At 71.5% G+C, this 21930-nt stretch carries 18 protein-coding genes; 6 read left to right on the top strand and 12 right to left on the bottom strand.

Annotation, left to right across the window (positions count from 1 at the left end):
• Positions 1-73 precede the first annotated feature (73 nt).
• From pdxS to pgsA, 6 genes are all read right to left on the bottom strand, one after another.
• Entirely contained in the window at positions 74-979 is a 906-nt protein-coding gene (pdxS, locus tag IEZ27_RS39390) for a pyridoxal 5'-phosphate synthase lyase subunit PdxS (RefSeq protein ID WP_185844698.1), read from the bottom strand.
• 124 nt (positions 980-1103) lie between these two features.
• On the bottom strand, positions 1104-2108 hold the full coding sequence (locus IEZ27_RS39385) for a DUF3048 domain-containing protein (protein ID WP_189651938.1): 1005 nt from the start codon (positions 2106-2108) through the stop codon (positions 1104-1106).
• 78 nt (positions 2109-2186) lie between these two features.
• A complete protein-coding gene (locus tag IEZ27_RS39380; RefSeq protein ID WP_189651937.1) occupies positions 2187-2729 on the bottom strand; it encodes a hypothetical protein in 543 nt (180 codons plus the stop codon).
• 32 nt (positions 2730-2761) lie between these two features.
• Positions 2762-3892: a glycosyltransferase family 4 protein gene (locus IEZ27_RS39375; RefSeq protein ID WP_125635599.1), complete on the bottom strand. Its 1131-nt coding sequence runs from the start codon at positions 3890-3892 to the stop codon at positions 2762-2764.
• A complete protein-coding gene (locus IEZ27_RS39370; protein WP_189651936.1) occupies positions 3889-4797 on the bottom strand; it encodes a phosphatidylinositol mannoside acyltransferase in 909 nt (302 codons plus the stop codon). Before IEZ27_RS39370 ends, IEZ27_RS39375 begins: the two co-directional genes overlap by 4 nt.
• Positions 4794-5417, bottom strand: a complete 624-nt coding sequence (gene pgsA / locus IEZ27_RS39365; RefSeq protein WP_125635595.1) for a phosphatidylinositol phosphate synthase — start codon at positions 5415-5417, stop codon at positions 4794-4796. Before pgsA ends, IEZ27_RS39370 begins: the two co-directional genes overlap by 4 nt.
• 171 nt (positions 5418-5588) lie before the next feature.
• Here pgsA and IEZ27_RS39360 point away from each other — a divergent pair, with 171 nt between their 5' ends.
• Together IEZ27_RS39360 and IEZ27_RS39355 are read left to right on the top strand one after the other, a co-directional pair.
• Complete coding sequence (locus tag IEZ27_RS39360) at positions 5589-7712, top strand: elongation factor G-like protein EF-G2 (RefSeq protein ID WP_379478627.1); 2124 nt, start codon at positions 5589-5591, stop codon at positions 7710-7712.
• A 199-nt stretch (positions 7713-7911) separates the two neighbouring features.
• On the top strand, positions 7912-9429 hold the full coding sequence (locus IEZ27_RS39355) for a glycoside hydrolase family 10 protein (RefSeq protein ID WP_229824759.1): 1518 nt from the start codon (positions 7912-7914) through the stop codon (positions 9427-9429).
• On the opposite strand, the gene IEZ27_RS39350 is transcribed toward IEZ27_RS39355, so the two are convergent.
• Complete coding sequence (locus IEZ27_RS39350) at positions 9416-10777, bottom strand: aminotransferase-like domain-containing protein (RefSeq protein ID WP_189651933.1); 1362 nt, start codon at positions 10775-10777, stop codon at positions 9416-9418. The genes IEZ27_RS39355 and IEZ27_RS39350 overlap by 14 nt on opposite strands.
• Before the next feature lie 90 nt (positions 10778-10867).
• Between IEZ27_RS39350 and IEZ27_RS39345 the strand changes: the two genes are divergently transcribed.
• Both IEZ27_RS39345 and IEZ27_RS39340 read left to right on the top strand, forming a co-directional pair.
• Positions 10868-11767, top strand: a complete 900-nt coding sequence (locus IEZ27_RS39345) for a branched-chain amino acid transaminase (protein WP_189651932.1) — start codon at positions 10868-10870, stop codon at positions 11765-11767.
• Positions 11768-11875: 108 nt separating this feature from the next.
• A complete protein-coding gene (locus tag IEZ27_RS39340) occupies positions 11876-13951 on the top strand; it encodes a hypothetical protein (RefSeq protein WP_189651931.1) in 2076 nt (691 codons plus the stop codon).
• 12 nt (positions 13952-13963) lie between these two features.
• Here IEZ27_RS39340 and IEZ27_RS39335 read toward each other — a convergent pair whose 3' ends face one another.
• Positions 13964-15154, bottom strand: a complete 1191-nt coding sequence (locus IEZ27_RS39335; RefSeq protein WP_189651930.1) for an MFS transporter — start codon at positions 15152-15154, stop codon at positions 13964-13966.
• An 81-nt stretch (positions 15155-15235) separates the two neighbouring features.
• The gene (locus IEZ27_RS39330; RefSeq protein WP_229824758.1) at positions 15236-15769 is read right to left on the bottom strand and encodes an HIT family protein; all 534 of its coding nucleotides are present in this window, start codon (positions 15767-15769) and stop codon (positions 15236-15238) included.
• Between the two features lie 81 nt (positions 15770-15850).
• On the opposite strand from IEZ27_RS39330, the gene IEZ27_RS39325 reads away from it, so the two are divergent.
• Positions 15851-16573 carry a PIG-L deacetylase family protein gene (locus IEZ27_RS39325; protein ID WP_229824757.1) on the top strand — a complete coding sequence of 241 codons (723 nt, stop codon included), beginning with the start codon at positions 15851-15853 and terminating at the stop codon, positions 16571-16573.
• A gap of 61 nt (positions 16574-16634) precedes the next feature.
• Here the strand turns inward: IEZ27_RS39325 and thrS are convergent, their stop codons facing one another.
• The 3 genes from thrS to IEZ27_RS39310 all read right to left on the bottom strand — a co-directional run bounded on the left by thrS (position 16635) and on the right by IEZ27_RS39310 (position 20196).
• Positions 16635-18596 (bottom strand): threonine--tRNA ligase, encoded by a 1962-nt coding sequence (gene thrS / locus IEZ27_RS39320; protein WP_189651928.1) that lies wholly within the window; start codon positions 18594-18596, stop codon positions 16635-16637.
• A gap of 64 nt (positions 18597-18660) precedes the next feature.
• Entirely contained in the window at positions 18661-19257 is a 597-nt protein-coding gene (locus tag IEZ27_RS39315; RefSeq protein ID WP_189651927.1) for a glycoside hydrolase family 25 protein, read from the bottom strand.
• A 36-nt stretch (positions 19258-19293) separates the two neighbouring features.
• Positions 19294-20196 (bottom strand): TIGR03564 family F420-dependent LLM class oxidoreductase, encoded by a 903-nt coding sequence (locus tag IEZ27_RS39310; protein ID WP_189651926.1) that lies wholly within the window; start codon positions 20194-20196, stop codon positions 19294-19296.
• Positions 20197-20295: 99 nt separating this feature from the next.
• On the opposite strand from IEZ27_RS39310, the gene pgm reads away from it, so the two are divergent.
• Positions 20296-21924, top strand: a complete 1629-nt coding sequence (gene pgm / locus IEZ27_RS39305) for a phosphoglucomutase (alpha-D-glucose-1,6-bisphosphate-dependent) (RefSeq protein ID WP_189651925.1) — start codon at positions 20296-20298, stop codon at positions 21922-21924.
• Positions 21925-21930 lie beyond the last annotated feature (6 nt).

Raw genomic sequence — 21930 nt, 5'->3', positions numbered from 1 at the left:
TCGAAGCTTTTCATCGGCACATGACGATCATGAGCCTACGGCGGGCCGCCGGCCTGCGGCGACGCGCCGGAGTTCACCAGCCGCGCTCGGCCAGCCGGTGGGGCTGCGGGATCTCGTCGACGTTGATGCCGACCATGGCCTCGCCCAGACCGCGGGAGACCTTGGCGACGACGTCGGCGTCGTCGTAGAAGGTGGTGGCCTTGACGATGGCCGCGGCGCGCTTGGCCGGGTCGCCCGACTTGAAGATGCCCGAGCCGACGAACACGCCCTCGGCGCCGAGCTGCATCATCATGGCCGCGTCGGCCGGGGTGGCAATGCCGCCCGCGGTGAACAGCACGACCGGCAGCTTGCCGCTCCTCGCGACCTCGGCGACCAGCTCGTAGGGGGCCTGCAGCTCCTTGGCGGCCACGTAGAGCTCGTCCTCGGGCAGCGTGGTCAGGCGCTTGATCTCGGCGCGGATCGTCCGCATGTGGGTGACGGCGTTGGAGACGTCGCCGGTGCCGGCCTCGCCCTTGGAGCGGATCATGGCCGCGCCCTCGGTGATGCGGCGCAGGGCCTCGCCGAGGTTGGTGGCGCCGCAGACGAAGGGCACCGTGAACTGCCACTTGTCGATGTGGTTGGCGTAGTCGGCCGGGGTGAGCACCTCGGACTCGTCGACGTAGTCGACACCCAGCGACTGCAGCACCTTGGCCTCGACGAAGTGGCCGATGCGGGCCTTGGCCATGACGGGGATCGACACGGCGGCAATGATGCCGTCGATCATGTCGGGGTCGCTCATCCTGGACACGCCGCCCTGGGCGCGGATGTCGGCGGGCACACGCTCAAGGGCCATGACGGCGACGGCGCCGGCGTCCTCGGCGATCTTGGCCTGGTCGGGGGTGACGACGTCCATGATGACGCCACCCTTGAGCATCTCGGCCATGCCGCGCTTGACGCGGGCCGTTCCGGTGACGGGGGTGCTTTCAGGCGTGCTGGACAACGGTCTTCCTCACGGGCTCTCAGGGCGGACGGTAAGTTATCAAACCCATCGTAGGTCCTTAGGGACCCCTCCCCCGACATGCCACGATGTCAGGATTTGTCGCCCAAGTTGTACAGATAGGTCATCAAGGGGTGACGGGTTTGCGGCTGGCGAGGGCGATCCAGACCTGGCCGGGGGCGAAGTTCATCGGCTCGCCGCTCTCAGTGGTGAACGTCGTGCCGGTCTCCTCCGATTCCCGTTCCCAGTTGGCCGTGAAAGCTTTGCCGTCGCGCAGCACGACCGCCTTGCCCTTGCCGGTGGTGTGCACGAGCGGCGTGTAGCTCTGGTGGAAGTCGTGGAACTCCGAGCGCTCGGTCTTGGTGTACTGCACCACGATCGTGGGCGCGCCGAGCTGGCCTCCCTCGGCGGCCATGTCCTTCTTGCCGTCCTGCCAGATCAGCCACTGCTTCTTGGCCTCCGACCAGGCGAAGGTGAAGCGCGCCGCGGGCCACCTGACCGTGTACGACTTCTTGTCCACGCCGCCCTCGGCCGGTGCGTCGCCGAAGGTGAAGCCGACGTCCTTGGCCTTGGTGGCCTTGGGGGCGCCCGACAACAGCTTCTTGGTGTTGGCGAACAGGTTGTAGGGGGCGTAGCGGCCCGGCTGGCGGAAGTAGGCACCCGGGTTGCGGGTGTCGCCGACGTCGTACAGCGGGGCCTTGGCGATGTACGGCAACATCTTGGTCTGCGCCCCGGAGTAGGCGAAGGCGGGCTTGCCGTACTGCGGGACGAGGTGCAGGTCGGAGATGCGGGCGCTGCGCACCGGGCCGACCTTGGCCGGGATCTTCGAGGAGAAGATCGCCATGAGCCGGGTCAGACCGGCCTCGACCTGCTCGACGTACACGATGTCCGCGCTCTTCAGCCCGAGCTGCGGCTTGCCCGCCGAGGTGTTCTCGATCTTCACCGCGAGCACCGGCTTGAGCTCCTCGTACGGCTGGCCGGTGAAGGGATGCCCCTCAGCAGCCGTCTCTGTCGGCTCCTCGGACGGGCTGACGGTGGCCGCCTGCGGCGCTTTGCCGGAGGCCGGCTCGTCGGACGAGCAGCCCGCGACGGGCACCAGCACGGCCGCCCCTGCCAGAGTCACCGAGATCATCCGGGATAGCCGCACCTGTAACAACTCCTCGCCTTTGCCCAGAAATCGGGAGCAGCTTACCGGCCTCCTCACATTTGGTCATTCAGGTGACATAGATGACGGCGGATTGTCGTCGATCTCGAAGAAGCTCGGGAACTCGGTGTGCCCGGCCAGCCGCAGCGTCCTGGCCAGCCAGCGGCGCTGCGCCGTACGGGTGACGCCGACCGCGTTGTTGTAGAAACGGCGGGAGTAGACGACCTTGGCCACCGCCGCGTCGAGCTCCTCCAGCAGGTCGCCGCCGCCGGGCGACTCGGTCAGCTTCTCCCTGAACCGTTCCTGGTCGGCCGCGGCCCGCAGCGCCCGCGACAGGTCGCTCTCGGCGTGCTCGCGCTCCTCGGGCCCGGCGATCCTGGCCTCGTGGGCGGCGGCGGCCAGCACCAGCGAGGTGGCGGGGTCGAGCAGCCGCGAGCCGGCCAGTTCGAGCACCACGGCCCGGCGGCGCATCAGCGCGGCCTCCAGCGACTCGCGGGCCAGTTCGAGCCTGATGTGCAGGCGGTCGAGCCGGCCGGCCCGCCAGGAGATGTAGACGGCCGTGAGCACCACGACGATGCCCACGATCAGCACGATCATGGTGGATGTCACAGTAAGTCCCTAGAAATGCTCTCGGGGGGCCGTCACAGATCTTCCTCCACGCGGCCCGCGCCGCTGGTGGTCACCGTCTCGTAGACGCGCACCACGTCGCGGGCGACCGTGGACCAGTCGTACTTCCTGACCGCGACCAGCGCCTCGGCGGCCAGCTTGGCACGCCGCTCGGGGGCGTCGAGCAGGGCGGCGGCCTCGCGGGCCAGCGAGGAGGCGTCGCCGTTGGCGAACAGCGCGCCGGCCTGCCCCTCGCCCAGCACCTTGCGGAAGGCCGGGATGTCGCTGGCCAGCACCGTGGCGCCGGAGGCCATGGCCTCGGCCAGCACGATGCCGAAGCTCTCGCCCCGGGTGTTGGGCGCGCAGAACACGTCGACCGAGTGGTAGGCGCGGATCTTGTCGGCCTCGCTCACCATGCCGAGCACGGTCACCCGTTCGTGGAAGGGCTTGCGTACCTTGTCGTAGACGTCCTTGGCGTCGCCGGGGCCGGCGATGAGCAGCTTCAGGTCGGCCCGGTCGGCGGCGAGGGAGTTGAAGGCGTCGAGCAGGATCGGCAGGCCCTTGCGCTCTTCGTCCATGCGGCCGAGGAAGCCGATCGTGGCGCCGTCGGGCCCCCAGCCGGGCAGCGGCTCGGCCTCGGTGTAGCGGGCCACGGTCACCCCGTTGGGGATCAGCACGGTGTCGCCGCCGAACTGCTCGACCAGGCTCTTGCGGGCCGCGTCGGAGACCGCGATGCGGCCGCTCAGCTTCTCCAGCGCGCTGCGCAGCAGCGGCTCGGCCACCGCGATGGCCCGCGAGCGGCTGAAGGAGGCGTGGAAGGTCGCCACGATCGGCCCCTTGGCCGCCCAGCAGGCCAGTACGCCGAGGCTGGGGATCAGCGGCTCGTGGATGTGCAGCACGTCGAACTCGCCCGTACGCACCCAGCGCCGCACCCGCGCGGCCGACAGGAACCCGAACGACATCCGGGCCACCGACCCGTTGTAGGGCACCGGCACCGCCCGGCCGGCCCCGGTCACGTACGGGGGCAGCTCGTCGTCGTCGGCCGCGGGCGCGATCACCGACACCTCGTGCCCCTGTGCCATGAGCGCCTGGGCCAGGTCGTCGATGTGCTGCTTGACCCCGCCGGGCATGTCCCAGGAGTAGGGGCAGACGATGCCGACCTTCATCTCGGCAGGTCTTCCAGCCAGAGCCGCTGCAGCATGTGCCAGTCCTCCGGGTGCTCGGCGATGCCCTTCTCGAAGACGTCCGTCATGGCCTGGGCGACGGCCGCCACCTTCTCCTGCCGGGTGCCCTCGGCGGGCACCGGGACCTCCTCGTGGATGTGGATGCCCCAGTCGTCGCCCACGAAGTAGACGGTCGCCGGCAGCAGCGCGGCGCCGGTCTGCACGGCCAGCAGCGGCGGCCCGGCGGGCACCTTGGTCGTGGCGCCGAAGAAGCGCACCTCGATGCCGCTCTTGGTCAGGTCGCGCTCGGCGGGCAGGCAGACCACACCGCCCTTGCGCACCCGGCCGGCGAGGGTGCCGAAGTTGTGGCCGTCGCCGCCGGTGAGCGGCAGCACCTCCATGCCGAGGCCCTCGCGGAAGGCGACGTAGCGGCGGAACAGCGACTCGGGCCGCAGCCGCTCGGCGACCGTGGTGAACGGGTGGCCGACGCCGACCAGCCAGGCGCCCGCCGCGTCCCAGTTGCCCATGTGGGGCAGGGCCAGCACCACGCCCCGGCCCGCGGCGACGGTGTCGTGGATGTGCTCGGCCCCGACGACGTGGGTGCGGCGGACGACCTCCGGACGGGGGATCGAGGGCAGGCGGAACACCTCGTGGAAGTAGCGGAAGTAGGAGCGCATGCCGGCCCTGCTCAGCTCGCGCAGCTCCGCGCTGTCGGCGTCGATGCCGGTGACCCTGGCCAGGTTGGACTCCAGGCGGCGTACGGACTTGCCGCGCCTGCGCCACACCCGGTCGGCCAGGAGGCGGAAGACCGCGGCCGTGGGGCGCTGGGGCAGCAGCGGGACCAGCTTCCAGCCCGCCGCGAAGCCCGCCGCCACGACGCGGTCGCCGATGGACACCTGCTCGCTCATGCTTCCCTCGTCTGCCGGTAGACGTGCACCACCCGCTGCACCACGGTGATCGTGCTGGCCGCCGCGAGCAACCACATCCCGAGCGGCAGCACGTACGGCACCCCGACCCCCGAGAAGAAGGTCGCGACCAGGGCCACGACCAGCCGCTCCGGACGCTCGGCCAGCCCCACGTCCGCCGTGAGGCCGAGGCCCTCGGCCCTGGCCTTGGCGTAGGAGACGAGGGAGCCGGCGACCAGGCAGGCCAGCGTCACACCGGCCATCAGAGTGTCGCCCCGGGCGACGAAATACAGGATCAGGCCGGCGAAGATCGCCGCGTCGGCCACCCGGTCGAGCGTGGAGTCGAGGAAGGCGCCCCAGGTGGTGCCCCCCTTGCCGCCGAGCCGGGCCACCACGCCGTCGAGCAGGTCGAACAGCACGAAGACGGTGATGAGCAGCGCCCCCCAGGCCAGGTGGCCCAGCGGGAACAGGAGCAGGGCGGAGATCACCGTGCCGAGGGTGCCGATCGCCGTGACGGCGTTCGGGCCGATCCCGCGGCCGACGAGAGCCCTGCCCAGCGGGGTGAGTATCCGGGTCATGGCCGGGCGCAGGAGTTTGAGCATCGCGGTCCGATCGTAGGCCATCGCGTGAGCGGCCACTTTCTTTGCCCCGCACCCCTTGTGATATTCGCCACAGGGGTATTTGGTGAACACACCGCGTCCATGCGGTTTCTGTCACCCTCCGCGCGGGCGCGGCGTTGGACTCATACCGACGACGCGGGAGGCGAAGTGGCGGAAAGGAACTCTGGCGGGGCCATGGGAGCCGCGGGCAGGGCACCCACGGCCGACAGGGCGGATGCGATACGCAATGTCGTGCTGGTCGGCCACTCAGGAGCGGGCAAGACCACCCTGGTCGAGCAACTGCTGGCCACGACGGGCACCATCCAGCGGGCGGGCCGGGTCGAGGACGGCAACACCGCCAGCGACTTCGACGAGGTCGAGGTCCGGCAGCAGCGCTCGGTCAACCTGGCGCTGACGCCGCTCGTGCACAACGGCATAAAGATCAACCTGCTCGACACCCCGGGGTACGCCGACTTCGTGGGCGACCTGCGCGCCGGTCTGCGCGCGGCCGACGCCGCCCTGTTCGTCGTGTCGGCCTCCGAGGGCATCGACGGCCTCACGCAGATGCTCTGGGAGGAGTGCTCCCGCGTCGGCATGCCCAGGGCGGTCGTGATCACCAAGATCGACCACCAGCGCGCCGACTTCGACGACGTGCTGACCACCTGCCAGGACGTCTTCGGCGACGGCGTCGCCCCGCTCTACCTGCCCGTGATCACCAACGGGCACGTCAACGGCCTGATCGGGCTGCTGTCGCAGAAGTTCTACAACTACGCGACCGGCACCCGCACCGAGAAGGAGCCCGGCGCCGAGTACGAGGCCCAGATCGAGGAGCGGCGCGGCGAGCTGATCGAGGGGATCATCCAGGAGAGCGAGGACGAGTCGCTCATGGAACGCTACCTGGAGGGCGACCCCATCGACACCAAGGTCCTGGTGGACGACCTGGAGAAGGCGGTCGCGCGCGGCAGCTTCTACCCGGTGCTGTGCAGCGGGCTCGGCGACGGCCACGCCGTGGGCATGACGGAGGTGCTGGAGCTGGTGACCCAGGGCTTCCCCTCGCCGCTCGAACACCCGATGCCCGAGATCACCGACCTGTCCGGCAAACCGGTCGACGGCATCGCGTGCGACCCCGACGGCCCGCTCGTGGCCGAGGTCGTCAAGACCACCAGCGACCCGTACGTGGGCCGCATCAGCCTCGTACGCGTCTTCTCCGGCACGCTGCGTCCCGACATGACCGTGCACGTCTCCGGCCACGGCCTGGCCGACCGCGGGCACGAGGACCACGACGTGGACGAGCGCATCGGCACGCTGACCAGCCCGCTCGGCAAGACCCAGCGCCCGGCGGCCAAGGGCTCGGCCGGGGACATCGTGGCCGTGGCCAAGCTGTCGCGCGCCGAGACCGGCGACACCCTGTCGGAGGTGGACCGGCCGCTGCTGATGACCTCCTGGCAGATGCCCGACCCGCTGCTGCCGGTCGCGATCAGGGCCAGATCGAAGGCCGACGAGGACAAACTGGCCCAGGCGCTCGGCAGGCTCGTGGCCGAGGACCCGACGCTGCGGCTGGAGAACAACGCCGAGACCCGGCAGCTCGTGTTGTGGTGCATGGGCGAGGCGCACACCGACGTGCTGCTCGACCGCCTGGCCAACCGCCACGGCGTGGAGGTCGAGCGGATCGAGCTGCGGGTGCCGCTGCGCGAGACGTTCGGCGGCAGGTGCCAGGCGATGGGCCGCAACGTCAAGCAGACCGGCGGCCACGGCCAGTACGCGATCTGCCATCTGGAGGTCGAGCCCCTGCCCTCGGGCGGCGGGTTCGAGTTCGTGGACAAGGTCGTCGGCGGGGTGGTGCCCCGGCAGTTCATCCCGTCGGTGGAGAAGGGCGTGCGGGCCCAGATGGAGCGCGGCGTGGTGGCCGGCTACCCCATGGTGGACGTACGCGTCACGCTCTACGACGGCAAGGCCCACTCGGTCGACTCCTCCGACATGGCCTTCCAGATCGCCGGTCAGCTCGCGCTGAAGGAGGCGGCGGCGAAGGTGCCGACACTGCTGCTGGAGCCGGTGGACGAGCTGTCGGTGCTGGTGGCCGACGACCACGTGGGCTCGGTGATGTCCGACCTGTCCTCGCGGCGCGGGCGCGTGCTCGGCACCGAGCCGGTGGGCACCGGGCGCACGCTGGTCAAGGCCGAGGTGCCCGAACTGGAGATCACCCGGTACGCGATCGACCTGCGTTCGATGTCGCACGGCACCGGCACGTTCACGCGTACGTTCCTGCGTTACGAGCCGCTGCCGCCGAACCTGGCGAGCAAGGTCGCGGCCACGGAGTGACACTGGATGCGGTTTGGAGCGCCGGGAGGGGAACGTGTCCCTCCCGGCCCGCCCGTTTCATCACCTGCCTGCCGTTTCGTAACAGAAGCATCACGACTTCATTTCTTTTTTCAGGTCCGATCACGTAGGAGCAGATGTCAAACTGGGTTGCACTATGCGAACTGGACGCCCACTCCTAGCCGCTGCAGCCCTCGCGGTCGTGACCACCAGCGCCGCCTACGTGTTCGGCCCCGGCGCGACCGAGAGCCCCGCAGCGACCAAGAAGACGACGACCACCGCCACCGACGCCGCCGAGGCGGCGGCCTGCAAGGCCGATCCCCGCTACCCCAAGCGCCAGTTGCGCGGGGTGTGGATCGCGACGGTCAAGAACATCGACTGGCCCTCCCGCGCCGGCCTCGGCCAGGCCCGCCAGAAGGCCGAGTACGTCAAGATCCTCGACAGCGCCGTCAAGCGCAATCTCAACGCCGTCTTCGTCCAGGTGCGACCCACGTCCGACGCGCTCTACCGGTCCTCGCTGGAGCCCTGGTCCCAGTACCTGACGGGCACCCCGGGCAAGGACCCGGGCTGGGACCCGCTGCCGTTCCTCATCGAGGAGGCACACAAGCGCAACCTGGAGTTCCACGCCTGGTTCAACCCCTACCGCGCCGCCGAGAGCGCCGACGTGTCCAAGCTCCCGGCCGACCACCCGGCCCGCAAGCACCGCGACTGGACGGTCAAGTACGGCGGCGGCCTCTACTACAACCCCGGCCTGCCGCAGGTGCGCGAGCACGTCACGAAGGTCATCACCGACGTGGTCAGCCGCTACGACGTCGACGGCGTGCACTTCGACGACTACTTCTACCCCTACCCGGGCGGCGGCGGCACCTTCGACGACAAGGCGGCCTTCGCCAAGTACGGCAAGGACCAGAAGCTGGCCGACTGGCGGCGGGGCAACGTCAACAAGCTCGTGGCCCAGGTCGACCAGGCCGTGCACGACACGAAGAATTACGTGAAGTTCGGCATCAGCCCGTTCGGGATCTGGCGCAACAAGTCCAACGACCCCGACGGGTCCGCCACGGCCGGCATGTCCGCCTACGACTCGATCTACGCCGACGCGCGGGCCTGGATCAAGGCCGGCACCGTCGACTACGTGGCCCCGCAGCTCTACTGGCCGCGCGGCTTCAAGGCGGCCGACTACAAGGCGCTGACGTCCTGGTGGGCCGGCGCGGTCGAGGACACCGACGTCCAGCTCTACATCGGCCAGGCGCTCTACCAGGTCGGCACCAAGACCAACCCGGCCTGGGCCAGGCCGGGCGAGTTGTCGGCGCACCTGACGATCAACCAGCGCTACAAGCAGGTCGACGGCGACATCTACTTCAGCGCCAAGCAGCTCCTGACCAACCCGCTCGGGGCGATCGACCTCGTGGCCAAGGAGCACTACAGCCGCCCGGCGCTGATCCCGCTCATGGACGACCGCGGCGGCGAGGCCCCGGCCACGCCGGCCGACGCCAAGGCGGCCGGCTCCACCGTCTCGTGGAAGCCGTCCGACGGGGCGCGGGCCTACGCGGTCTACCGGGTGCCGAAGTCGGGCAAGACGTGCCACACCACCGACGCCCGCAACCTGGTGGCCGTGGTGACGGACACCTCGTACACGGCCAAGGAGCCGGGGACGTTCCTGATCACCTCGCTCGACCGGACGCACCACGAGAGCAAGGCGGTCAAGGTCAAGACGGGCTGAGGCCGTCGCGGTCCGGCCGGTGAGGGGGGCCGGTCTCCGCCCAGGTACGGGCGAGGGCCGCGACCGCCTGGTCCAGGAGGGCCGGCGGCAGGGCGAAGCTGAGGCGCAGGCGGTCGCGGTGGCGGCCGTCCGGGGAGAACAGGGAGCCGGGGGCCACCGCCACGCCGTGCTCGCGGGCGGCCACGGCGAACCTGTCGGTGTCGGCGCCGGGCAGCCGGGCCCACACCGACAGACCGCCCTGCGGACGTGACCAGGTCCACTCCGGCAGACGCGCGGACAGGGCGGCGGTGAAGTGGTCGCGGCGGCGGGTCAGCTCGGCCAGCCAGGGCGTCACCGGGTCGCCGTCGAGGAGGTCGACGGCCAGCCGCTGGGAGACGGCGCTGGTGGCCAGGTCGGCGTCGAGCTTGGCCTCCAGCAGGCGGGCCAGCAGCGGTTCCGGGGCCGTCAGCCAGCCCACCCGCAGGCCGCCCCAGAGCACCTTCGACAACGAGCCCACCGTCACCGTGCCGTACGGATGGGCCAGGGCCAGCGGCTCCGGCGACGGCCCGCCGTCGTGCACGAGGGAGGCCAGCGTACGGTCCTCGACCAGCGGGACGTCCGCGGCGGCGGCCAGTTCGGCCACGTGCCGCAGGTCGGACACGCGGCCGGTGGGGTTGTCCACGGGGAGCGTGAACACGGCGGCCGGGCGGTGGCGGGCGAGCGCGTCCTCCACCGCGGCGGGGACGGCGAGGTCCACGGGCACGGCGTGGGCCCCCGCCCGCCGGAACACGCTGAGCGCTCCCCCATACGCCGGGTCGCCGACCAGCACGCGGTCGCCGGGCCGCAACAACACCCGGGCCGCCAGGTCGATGCCCTGCTGGGCGCCGGAGGTCACCAGGATCTCCCGGTGCGGCCCGCGTTCCGCCGCGGCCAGTACGGCGCGCAGCCGGGAATCGCCCATGGCGTCGTAGCCGTGGCCGCTCGGCGCGCGCATCAGGTCGGCGGCGTCCAGCGCGGGCACCGCCAGGTGCGAGGGGTCGGGGACGACCGAGGTGGACAGGTCGGCCGGCACCGCGCCGCCCTGGAGCAGGCCGCCGAACGTCGGGACGCCCACCACGTACGTGCCGCTGCCCTGGCGGCGTTCGCACAGGCCCTCCTCGCACAGGGCGTTGAAGGCGGCCGCCACCGTACCGCGGCTGAGCCCGACCGCCTGGGCCAGGTCGCGTTCGGACGGCAGCCGGGTGCCCGGGGTGATGGCACCGGTCTGGGCCAGGTCGGTCAGCGCGCCCGCGAGCCGCCGGCCGGCCGGGCCCTGGTGGAGCCGGAGCCGGTCGCGGAGCAGGGTGACAAGGTTCTCTTCTCTTCCCACGCCACTATTATCCCGTTATTGTGCCACTTATCAATGAATTGGCCTACTTATTGTGCTTGTTGGTGGCCATTTACGGGGAGGAGCGGCACGATGCGGGAAGCCGAGCACATCTGGATGGACGGGGAGCTGGTCCCCTGGGCCGAGGCCCGTGTGCACGTCCTGACGCACGCCCTGCACTACGGCACCGCCGTGCTGGAGGGCACCAGGGCCTTCGACACGCCCGCCGGCCCGGCGGTCTTCCGGCTCGACGAGCACCTGCGACGGCTGGAGCGCAGCGCGCGGATCATCGGGATGCCGCTGCCGTACACGCTGGACGAACTGCGCGCGGCCACGCTCGCCACGGTCGCCGCCAACGGCCAGTCCTCCTGCTACATCCGCCACCTGGCGCACCGCGGCTACGGCGAGATGGGCGTGGCGGCGCGCGCCTGCCCGACGGTGGTGTCGATCGCGTCCTGGGAGTGGGGGGCGCTGCTCGACTCGGGAGTGCGGCTCATGACCAGCTCGTGGCAGCGTAACGACCACCGGGTGGTGCCGACCGCGGCCAAGGCCACCGGCCCCTACCTGAACTCGGTGATGGCCAAGGCCGAGGCCCTCCAGGCGGGCTACGACGAGGCGGTGCTGCTGAACGCGGCCGGCAATGTCAGCGAGTGCACCGGCGCCAACGTGTTCGTCGTGCGCGACGGCGTCCTCGCCACGCCCCCGCCGCACGCGGGCGCGCTGGAGGGCATCACGCAGGACACCGTCGGACGGCTGGCGGCCGACCTCGGGCTGACCGTGTCCAGGCAGGACCTGCTGCGCACCGACCTCTACACCGCCGACGAGGTCTTCGTCTGCGGCACCGCGGCCGGTATCGTGCACGTCAGCGCGGTCGACCACTGCGAACTGGGCGGCCCCGGCCCGGTCACGGGCAAGCTGGCCGACGCCTACGAGGCCGCCGTGCACGGCCGCGACGACCGCTACCGCCACTGGCTCACCCCCGTAGGCGGCTGAAGCGCCCCGCGCGCCTCCCGGCCCGTGAGAAGGTAGGGGAACCGGTGGCGCCGGATCATGACGTGCTCTGGCGTGCCACGGACATCATCGATCGCTGGAGGTCCTCGGGTGAGGCGCGCGCTCGTCGTGCTGGCCGTTCTGGCCGGTTCCGTACTGCTCGGCCTTCAGGGCCCGGCCACCGCCGACGGCGTGGCGCGCGACACCGGCAGGGTGGCGCTCATCGGCGTCCCCGGCCTCGCCTGGGACGACGTCACCCAGGCCGACGCCCCCAACCTGTGGGAGCTGACCCGCGGCAGCGCGATCGGCTTGCTGTCGGTCCGTACGGTCAGCAACATCACCTGCCCGTACGACGGATGGCTCACCGTGTCGGCGGGCACCAGGTCGGCCGCCGGATACGCCTGCGGCGCGCCGCCCGCCCCCGAGACGCGGGGCACCGGGGCGGTCATCCCCGACTACCGCTACCTCATCGACGTGGCCGGGCAGCGCAACGCCGGCATTCTGGGCGAGACGCTGAAGGCGGCCGGCCGCTGCTCGATCGCGATCGGCCCCGGCGCCGCCCTCGCACTGGCCGACCGGCAGGGCGCGGTGCCGCGCTACCACGCCTCCCCGCTCCAGGTCAGGACGGCCGACCTGGAGCAGTGCCCGATGATCGCCATGGACGTCGACGACCTCGTCCACCCCTACCTGACCAGCGGCAAGCTGCCCAAGGTGCCCGAGCAGCTCGGCCCGCGGGAGCGCCGCGACGCGCTGCGGCTGGCCGACGCCAAGGCGGGCGCGCTGCTGTCGGTCCTGCCGGCCGGCACCACCGTGCTGCTGGCGGGCCTGTCCGACCACGGTTCGGTGCCCCACCTGCGGGTGGCCGCGCTGCGCGAGCCCGGGGCGCAGGGGCGGCTGCTCGGCGCGGCCTCGACCCGCCGGGCCGACATCTCGATCCTGCCCGACCTGACCGCGACCGTGCTGGCCAAGCTCGGCGTGCCGGCGCCGGCCACGGTCATCGGCGTGCCGCTGCAGGTGGGCGAGCCGGGCGCGACGATCGACCGGCTGCGGCGGGGCGACGACACCGCCCAGGCCATCCGCTCGGTCAAGGGCATCTACTTCACCGTCGTGGCGGTGTTGCAGGTGCTGTTCTACGTGATCGCGTTCCTGCTGCTGCGCCGGCGCAAGGGCCTGTCGCCGGTGCGCTTCGCGGCGGTCGCGCTGGCCGCGCTGCCCGTCTCCAGCTACCTGGTCAACCTGCTGCCCTGGTCGAGCCTGCCCCAGCTGATCGCCGGGGTGCTCGGCTGGGTCGCCGCCGTCACCGCGCTGGCCTTCGGCGGCCCCTGGCGGCGCCGTCCGCTCGGCCCGCTCGCCGTGGTGGCCGGGGTCACCGCCGTCACGCTCGCCGGTGACCTGCTCACCGGTACGACGTTGCAGCTCAACAGCGTGATGGGCTACAGCGCCGAGGTCGGGGCCCGCTACTACGGCCTGGGCAACATCCCGTTCGCGCTGCTGGCCACCGGCACGCTGCTGGCCACCACGGTGATCGCCCACCGGTGGCCGGGGCGGCCCGGCGTGGCCGCGATCGTGGTGCTCGGGGCGTTCGCGATGGTGCTGGGCGGCTCGGGCATGGGCAGCGACTTCGGCGGCGTGATCGCGTTCGTGCCGGGCATCGCGGTGACCGCGCTGCTGGTGGCGGGCAAGCGGGTGTCGATCGTGAAACTCGGGGCGTTCTGCGTGGCGGGGGCGGTGATCGTGATGACGTTCGCCGTGCTCAACTACCTGCGTCCGCCCGACGAGCAGACCCACCTGGGCAGGTTCGTCGGCCAGGTGCTCAGCGGCGAGGCGTTCGAGGTGATCTTCCGCAAGCTGCAGGCCATGCTGGCCACGCTGCTCAGCCCCAACCTCATGCCCATCGTGATCGCGGCCGTGGCCTTCCTCGTCTACGCGATCCTGCGGCCCGACCAGGCCAGCGCGGGCGTGGTGCCGGCGGCGTTCCGGCACTCCCCCGCGCTGCGCGCCGGGCTGATCGGCACCCTCGTCAGCGGGGTGATCGGGATGCTGGTCAACGACTCGGGGGCCGCGGTGTTGTCGATGGCGCTGGCGCTGGCCGTGCCGCTGCTGCTCGCGGTGGGCATCGGCGCGCTCGGGCGCGAGCAGCCGGCGGAGGCTCCCACCGCCGGCCATCTGGCCCGTACGGCCGACTAGGGCGGCGCCGGGTCAGCGTCCGGCCTGCGGGTGACGCCGCAGCACCATGAGGGCGACCAGCGCCGCGGGGACGGCCAGCACGAAGCCGGTGACCATGCCGACGCCGAGCCCGGCGGCCTGCTGGAGCCAGCCCAGAGCCGCGTAGAGCGCTCCCGCCACCGCGGCGGACACCCCGAGAACCATCCCCGCCGCGCTCGCCGGCTCACCGGGCGCCAGGTCCTGCGCGATGACGACCGTGATCGGGCTGCCGACGTACAGAAGGGCGCCGGCCAGCGCGGCGGCCAGGAAGTACGGGACGCCGCCCGGTTCGAGCGTCACGATCGCGATCAGCGGCACCGGCGCGGCGGCGAGCGAGCCGATCAGCACGGGCCGGCGGCCGACGCGCGGCGCGAGCACGCCTCCGAGCAGCGCGCCGAGCCCGGCGGCCAGCGAGAACACGGCGAGCGTCCAGCCGAGCAGCCCGGCGTCGGCGGCCACGCCGTGCTCGCGGACCAGCCAGAGGGGCATCGAGCTGGTGAAGGTCATGAAGGCCAGGCTCGCCAGGCTCGTGGCCAGGGTGAGCCCGCCGATGGGACCGCGCAGCAGCCGGAACCGGAAGAGCGTACGCAGCGGACGGCGGCCGTGCGGCTCCCAGTCGGGCAGCAGCAGGAAGACCAGTACGGCGAACAGCACGCCGGGCACCATCAGCCACGGCGTGACCTCGACCCCGAACGCCGAGACCACGGAGAGAATCAGCACCGGCCCGAGGGCGAACCCGGCCATCCCACCGGCGGTGAACAGTCCCACGCCCAGCGTTCGATTCGGCACGGTGGGGCCGCCCGCCACCGCCGTGCCCACGGGATGCAGCGCCGCCGCCCCCATGCCGCCGACGATCAGCAGGGCGAAGACCGCCGCCAGCGCGGGCGCGACGCCGATCAGGCTGAGGAACAGCGAGGCCATGAGCACCCCCGCCGCCCCGACCACGCGCAGGCTGCGGTCCTCGGCCATCGCGCCGAAGAACGGCTGGGTGACCGACGACGAGATCGAGTAGACGGCGACGAGTACGGCCAGCAGGGCCGGACCGAGCCCGAAGCGCACCTGCAACGTCGGCAGCAGGGCCCCGAGCATCGCGGTGATGGCGTCGTTGACGAAGTGCACGCCGGCGAGAAAGACGGCGAGCGAGGTCCCGCCGAGGACGCCGGGCTTGCGGATCACGTGTGGCATGACGGACTCCTTCGGTCACGCCTTAATACCACCGGGGGGTATGACGTTATTCCGTGAGCCCGCCAGGCCGGGTGGTCGCGGCTAGTCCGTCCAGGCGTCGGCCAGGAGTTGCCGGGTGTCGCGCAGGAGTTGGGGCAACACCTTCGTCTGGGCCACGACCGGCATGAAGTTCGTGTCGCCGCCCCACCTCGGCACCACGTGCTGGTGCAGGTGGGCGGCGATGCCGGCGCCCGCGACGTGACCCAGGTTCATGCCCACGTTGAAGCCCTGCGCTCCGCTGGCCTTGCGCAGCGCCCGCAGCGACCTCTGGGTGAACTCGCCGAGCTCCGCCACCTCGGCCGGGGTCAGCTCGTCGTAGTCGGACACGTGCCGGAAGGGCACGACCATCAGGTGGCCCGAGTTGTACGGGTAGAGGTTGAGCACCGCGTAGACGACCTCGCCCCTGGCCACGATCAGGCCGTCCTCGTCGTCCATCGCGGGGATCGCGTCGAACGGGCACCCGTCGCCGGGACCGGTGCCCGTCGGCTTGTTCTCGCCCTTGATGTAGGCCATCCGATGCGGGGTCCACAGCCGCTGGAAGTTGTCGGGGGCCCCGGCCCCTGCCTGATCGTGCATACCAAGCAGCATAGGACCCCGGGCGAAGGGCCGCCCTCCCGGCCGTGAGCCGGTCCGGACGAGCCCCCCTAGGGTGGGGACATGGCAGATCGATTCGAACCCATGCCCGAGGACTGGCAGCGTGCCCTGGCCGTCGTGGCGCACCCCGACGACCTCGAGTACGGCTGCGCCGCCGCCGTCGCCACCTGGACCGACGCCGGGCGCGAGGTCTCCTACCTGATCGCCACCCGGGGCGAGGCGGGCATCGACACGATCGCCCCCGCCGAGTGCGGCCCGGTGCGCGAGCGCGAGGAGCGGGCCAGCGCGGCCGTGGTCGGGGTGGACGTCGTGGAGTTCCTCGACCACGCCGACGGGGTGATCGAGTACGGCCCGGCGCTCAGGCGGGACATCGCCGCCGCGATCCGCCGGCACCGTCCGGAACTGGTGATCACCCTGAACCCCGACGACACGTGGGGCGGCACGTACTGGAACACGCCCGATCACCGGGCGGTGGGCCGGGCCGTGCTGGACGCCGCCGGAGACGCCGGAAATCGCTGGATATTTCCCGACACCGAGGCCCCGCCGTGGAACGGCGTGCGCTGGGTCGCCGTCGCCGGCTCCAACTCCCCCACCCACGCCGTCGACGTCACCGGCGGCCTGGAACGCGGTGTACGGTCACTGGTCGAGCACCGCGCCTACATCGAGGCCCTGACCGACCAGGACCCGGAGGCCTACGCCCGCGAGCTGATCGAGGGCTCCGCGCGGGAGGCGGCCGCACGCTTCGGCGGCCACCCGGCGATCCCGTTCCGCCTGTTCCGCTTCTAACGGGCCGCTCGCCGATGGGCCTGAGCCGCCCGGAGAACGGCTCAGGCCAGGCGGACGCGCGTCACACCTGGACGCGGCGCTCCACGGCGTTGACGATCTCGGCGATGGCCTCCTCGACGGGCACGCCGTTCTTCTGCTCGCCGTTGCGGTAACGGAAGGACACCGCGCCACCCGCGATGTCGTCGTCACCGGCCAGCAACATGAACGGCACCTTGGCCTTCTGCGCGTTGCGGATCTTCTTCTGCATGCGGTCGTCGGCCGCGTCGACCTCGACCCTGATGCCCCGCTCGCGCAGCCGCTTGGCGACGTCCTGGAGGTAGGGCACGTGGGCGTCGGCGATCGGGATGCCGATCACCTGCACCGGCGCCAGCCACGCGGGGAACGCCCCGGCGTAGTGCTCGACCAGGACGCCGAAGAACCGCTCGACCGAGCCGAACAGCGCCCGGTGGATCATGACCGGCTGCTGCCGGGAGCCGTCGGCCGCCTGGTACTGCAGGTCGAACAGCTCGGGCAGGTTGAAGTCGAGCTGGATCGTGGACATCTGCCAGGTGCGGCCGATGGCGTCGCGCACCTGGACGGAGATCTTCGGCCCGTAGAAGGCCGCGCCGCCCGGGTCCAACACCAGGTGGAGGTTCTCGGCCTCGGCCACCTCGCGCAGCGTCGCGGTGGCCTCCTCCCACGCCTCGTCGGAGCCGACGTACTTCTCCGGGTCCTTGGTGGACAGCTCCAGGTAGAAGTCCTCAAGACCGTAGTCGCGCAGCAGCTCCAGCACGAAGCGCAGCAGCGAGGTCAGCTCGTCGCGCATCTGCTCGCGGCTGCAGTAGATGTGCGCGTCGTCCTGGGTCAGGCCGCGAACCCGGGTCAGGCCGTGGACCACGCCCGACTTCTCGTAGCGGTAGACCGTGCCGAACTCGAACAGCCGCAGCGGCAGCTCGCGGTAGGACCGCCCGCGCGCCCTGAAGATCAGGTTGTGCATCGGGCAGTTCATCGGCTTGAGGTAGTAGCGGGCGCCCTCCAGCTCCATGGGCGGGAACATCCCGTCCTTGTACCAGTCGAGGTGGCCCGAGACCTGGTAGAGGTTCTCCTTGGTGATGTGCGGGGTGTTGACGAACTCGTAGCCGGACTCCTCGTGCCTGCGCCGCGAGTAGTCCTCCATCACCTTGCGGATCACGCCGCCCTTGGGGTGGAAGACGGCGAGGCCCGAGCCCAGCTCGTCGGGGAAGGAGAACAGGTCGAGCTCGGCGCCGAGCCTGCGGTGGTCGCGCCGCTCGGCCTCCTCCAGCATCTTCAGGTATTCGTCCTGCTTGTCGCGGGACTCCCAGGCGGTGCCGTAGATGCGCTGGAGCTGCGGGTTCTTCTCGCTGCCGCGCCAGTAGGCGCCGCCGGTGCGCATGAGCTTGAACGCCGGGATCGACCGGGTGGAGGGCACGTGCGGCCCCCGGCACAGGTCCTTCCAGCACAGCTCGCCGCTCTTGGCGTCGAGGTTGTCGTAGATCGTGAGCTGCCCGGCCCCGACCTCGACGCTCTCCTCCTCGGCCGCGCCGCCCTTGAGCCCGATCAGCTCCAGTTTGTACGGCTCGCCCGCCAGCTCCTCGCGCGCCTGCTCGTCGCTGACGGCCCGGCGGGAGAACAGCTGCCCCTGCTTGACGATCTCCCGCATGCGCTTCTCGATGCGCTTGAGGTCGTCGGGGTTGAACGCCTGGGCGACGTCGAAGTCGTAGTAGAACCCGTTCTCCACGGGCGGGCCGATGCCCAGCTTGGCCTCGGGGAACAGCTCCTGGACGGCCTGGGCCATGACGTGCGCGGTGGAGTGGCGGACGATGGCCCTGCCGTCCTCGCTCGCGACCTCGATCGGCTCGACCACGTCGTCCTGGGCCAGCGGGTGGGCCAGGTCGCGCGGCTCGCCGTTGACCCGGGCCGCGACGACGGTGCGGCCGTCGGCCTCCAGCGCCTCGCCGGCCGTCGTGCCGGCCGCGACCACACGCTCGGCTCCGGCGAGGGTGATGCGTAGCTCGGCTGACACGATGTCTCCCTTGGATCGCGCTCGATGCCCGGCACCGAGGCTGGTTCGATGGTGAACACCGATGCTATCGCGGGTGAAACCCCAGCCTTGTCAGGTCCTGCCGGGTCCCGTGGAAGAGGTTCCGGTCGAGCGGGCTGTTGGCATATTGGTGAATCGTCCAGTCGCGCCACGGCGAGGGCACGATGGGCTCGCCGCGCGCCTTCTCCGGGCAGGCGATCCACAGCGGGTACTCGGCCAGGCCCGCGCAGTTCCCCGCGCGGGCGAACCAGGGGAAGGTGTAGACGAAGGGCCGCAGGCCGGCGTGCCGCTCGATGTGGTGGCACCAGCGGCGGGCGTACCTGGCGACCTGCTCGGGCCGCTGCCCGTCGCCGGACTCCAGGTCGAGCGCCACCAGGTCGCCCCTGCGCAGGCCGCCCGCCGACCTGAGCACCGCCAGGAAGTGCCGGGCGTGCTCGATCGGGTCGCCCTTGGGCCTGGCGAAGTGGTACGCGCCGCAGACCATCCAGCTCTCGCGCATGCCGTTCCAGTTGCGGGCGAACCACCTGTCGGTGTAGTCACCGCCCTCGGTGGCCTTGGCGAAGGCGAAGGAGACCCCGGCGTCGGCGTGATCGGCCCAGTCGACGGAGCCCTGCCAGTTGGAGACGTCTATGCCATGCAGCAAACGCTTCACCTTGCCGGAGTTTATTGAGATGTCCCCCTATGAACCCTTCGACGCGCCGATGAGCAGCTCACGGGTGCGTTCCCGGTTGGCGAAGGTGGCGCCGACGAAGTCGGTCACCCCGGCCTGCTTCAGCCGTTCGAGCTGGGCGAGCACGGACTCCTCGTCGCCGACGACCGCCACGTTCCCCGGCCCGGCCGCGCCCTCGCGGTCGAGCATGGCGCGGTAGGAGGGGAGCGAGCCGTAGACGGCGAAGATCTCGTTGGCGCGCTCGACCGCGCCCGCGGGGTCGTCGGTGACGCAGACGGGCAGCGCGCAGACGACGCGCGGCGCCTCGCGCCCGGCCTCGGCCGCGGCGGCGGTGATGGTCGGGGTGACGTGCTCGGCCACCGTCTTCGGGCCGGTCATCCACAACACCGTGCCGTCGGCCACCGTGCCGGCGAGCTTCAGCATGCGCGGGCCGAGCGCGGCGATGAGCACCGGGAAGCCCGCGCCCGGCGTGGTGAGCCGCACGTCGGCCTTGATCGTCTCGCCCGCGGCCTTGACCTGCTCGCCCCGGGAGGCCGGGAGCAGCACGTCGAGGTACTCCTTCATGTGCCGGTAGGGCCGCTCGAAGCTGAGGCCGAACATGTGCTCGATGACGACCTGGTGGGACAGGCCGATGCCGAGCGCCAGCCGGCCGCCGAGCGCGGCGTTGGCGGTCATCGCCTGCTGGGCCAGGGCCGCCGGGTGACGCGGGTAGGTGGGCACGACGGAGGTGCCGAGCTCGATGCCGGGCACCTGGCTGCCGGCCACGGCCAGCGCGGTGAGGGCGTCGAGGCCGAAGATGTGCGACAACCAGGCCGAGGTGAAGCCGTCGTCGGCCGCCTGGGCGATCTCGTCGCGGAGCGCGCCGAGCGGGTCGGGCCCTTGCCGTTCATTCAGGAAATATCCGAAACGCATGGAAACAGAACTCCATTCTGGAGGCAGACGCGCCTGTATCTTCCCACGCCGCCGGGCGCGCTCACCCGTCCGAAGGGTGCGGATTTGTAAAGTGGCCTCATGACGCACGATCGCGCAGGACAGCCAGCCCAGCCCGCCGACCTGGTCGACGTCGCCCGGCTGGTGACCTCCTACTACGCCCTGCATCCCGACCCCGCCGAGGTGGCGCAGCGGGTGGCGTTCGGCACGTCGGGCCACCGCGGCTCCTCCCTGCGGACGGCCTTCAACGAGGACCACATCCTGGCCACCAGCCAGGCCATCTGCGAATACCGCGCGGCTCAGGGCACCGACGGGCCGCTGTTCCTCGGCATCGACACGCACGCGCTGTCCGAGCCCGCCCGCGTCTCGGCGCTGGAGGTGTTCGCGGCCAACGGCGTCGAGGTGCTGATCGACTCGCGTGACGGCTACACGCCGACGCCCGCCGTCTCGCACGCCGTCCTGCGCCACAACCGGGGCCGCGCGTCCGGGCTCGCCGACGGCGTCGTGGTGACGCCGTCGCACAACCCGCCCTCCGACGGCGGCTTCAAGTACAACCCGCCGCACGGCGGGCCCGCCGACACCGACGCCACCTCCTGGATCCAGGACCGCGCCAACCAGTTGCTCGCCGACGGCATGAAAGGCGTCTCGCGCGTCTCCTACGCCAAGGCCCTCGCCGCGGCCGGCCGTTACGACTTCCTCGGCACGTACGTCGACGACCTGCCCTCGGTGGTCGACCTCGACGCGATCAGGTCGGCCGGGGTACGCATCGGGGCCGACCCGCTGGGCGGCGCGAGCGTGGCCTACTGGGGCGAGATCGCCGAACGGCACCGCCTCGACCTGACCGTGGTCAACCCGCTGGTCGACCCCACGTGGCGGTTCATGACGCTCGACTGGGACGGCAAGATCCGCATGGACTGCTCCTCGCCGTACGCGATGGCGTCCCTGATCGCGCAGCGGCAGTCGTACGACATCGCCACCGGCAACGACGCCGACGCCGACCGCCACGGCGTGGTGACGCCCGACGGCCTGATGAACCCCAACCACTACCTGGCCGTCGCCATCTCCTACCTGTACGCCCATCGCGACGGCTGGCCCGCCGACGCCGGGGTCGGCAAGACGATGGTGAGCAGCGGCGTGATCGACCGGGTCGCCGCCTCGCTGGGCCGGCGCCTGTACGAGGTGCCGGTCGGTTTCAAGTGGTTCGTCCCCGGGCTGCTCGACGGCTCGCTCGGCTTCGGCGGTGAGGAGAGCGCGGGGGCCTCCTTCCTGCGGCGCGACGGCTCGCCCTGGTCCACCGACAAGGACGGCCTGATCCTCGCCCTGCTGGCCTCGGAGATCCTGGCGGTCACCGGCGAGTCGCCGAGCGCCCACTACCGCCGGCTCACCGAACGCTTCGGCGAGCCCGCCTACGCCCGGGTGGACGCGCCCGCCACCCGCGAGGAGAAGGCGGTGCTGGCCAAGCTGTCGGCCGACCAGGTGACGGCCTCGTCGCTGGCCGGCGAGCCGATCACGGCGGTGCAGACCTCGGCCCCCGGCAACGGCGCGGCGCTCGGCGGGGTGAAGGTCTCGACGGAGAACGCCTGGTTCGCGGCCCGCCCATCAGGCACCGAGGACGTCTACAAGATCTACGCCGAGTCCTTCAAGGGACCCGACCACCTGGTCAAGGTGCAGGAGGAGGCCCGCTCACTGGTCTCCGCCGCCCTGGGCTGAGCCGCT

The organism is Nonomuraea spiralis (assembly GCF_014648435.1).
GTDB lineage: Bacteria > Actinomycetota > Actinomycetes > Streptosporangiales > Streptosporangiaceae > Nonomuraea > Nonomuraea spiralis.
Note: the sequence above shows the minus strand (reverse complement) of the source record. Positions and strands in the feature narration are given on the sequence as shown.

Excerpts from the sequence above, each read along its gene's own strand:
- IEZ27_RS39325 (WP_229824757.1), top strand. The coding sequence starts at position 15,851 with ATGGCAGATCGATTCGAACCCATGCCCGAGGACTGGCAGCGTGCCCTG.
- pgsA (WP_125635595.1), bottom strand. The coding sequence starts at position 5,417 with ATGGCCTACGATCGGACCGCGATGCTCAAACTCCTGCGCCCGGCCATG.
- IEZ27_RS39370 (WP_189651936.1), bottom strand. The coding sequence starts at position 4,797 with ATGAGCGAGCAGGTGTCCATCGGCGACCGCGTCGTGGCGGCGGGCTTC.
- IEZ27_RS39330 (WP_229824758.1), bottom strand. The coding sequence starts at position 15,769 with ATGCACGATCAGGCAGGGGCCGGGGCCCCCGACAACTTCCAGCGGCTG.
- IEZ27_RS39360 (WP_379478627.1), top strand. The coding sequence starts at position 5,589 with ATGGGAGCCGCGGGCAGGGCACCCACGGCCGACAGGGCGGATGCGATA.
- IEZ27_RS39345 (WP_189651932.1), top strand. The coding sequence starts at position 10,868 with ATGCGGGAAGCCGAGCACATCTGGATGGACGGGGAGCTGGTCCCCTGG.
- pgm (WP_189651925.1), top strand. The coding sequence starts at position 20,296 with ATGACGCACGATCGCGCAGGACAGCCAGCCCAGCCCGCCGACCTGGTC.
- IEZ27_RS39335 (WP_189651930.1), bottom strand. The coding sequence starts at position 15,154 with ATGCCACACGTGATCCGCAAGCCCGGCGTCCTCGGCGGGACCTCGCTC.
- IEZ27_RS39310 (WP_189651926.1), bottom strand. The coding sequence starts at position 20,196 with ATGCGTTTCGGATATTTCCTGAATGAACGGCAAGGGCCCGACCCGCTC.
- IEZ27_RS39375 (WP_125635599.1), bottom strand. The coding sequence starts at position 3,892 with ATGAAGGTCGGCATCGTCTGCCCCTACTCCTGGGACATGCCCGGCGGG.
- IEZ27_RS39385 (WP_189651938.1), bottom strand. The coding sequence starts at position 2,108 with ATGATCTCGGTGACTCTGGCAGGGGCGGCCGTGCTGGTGCCCGTCGCG.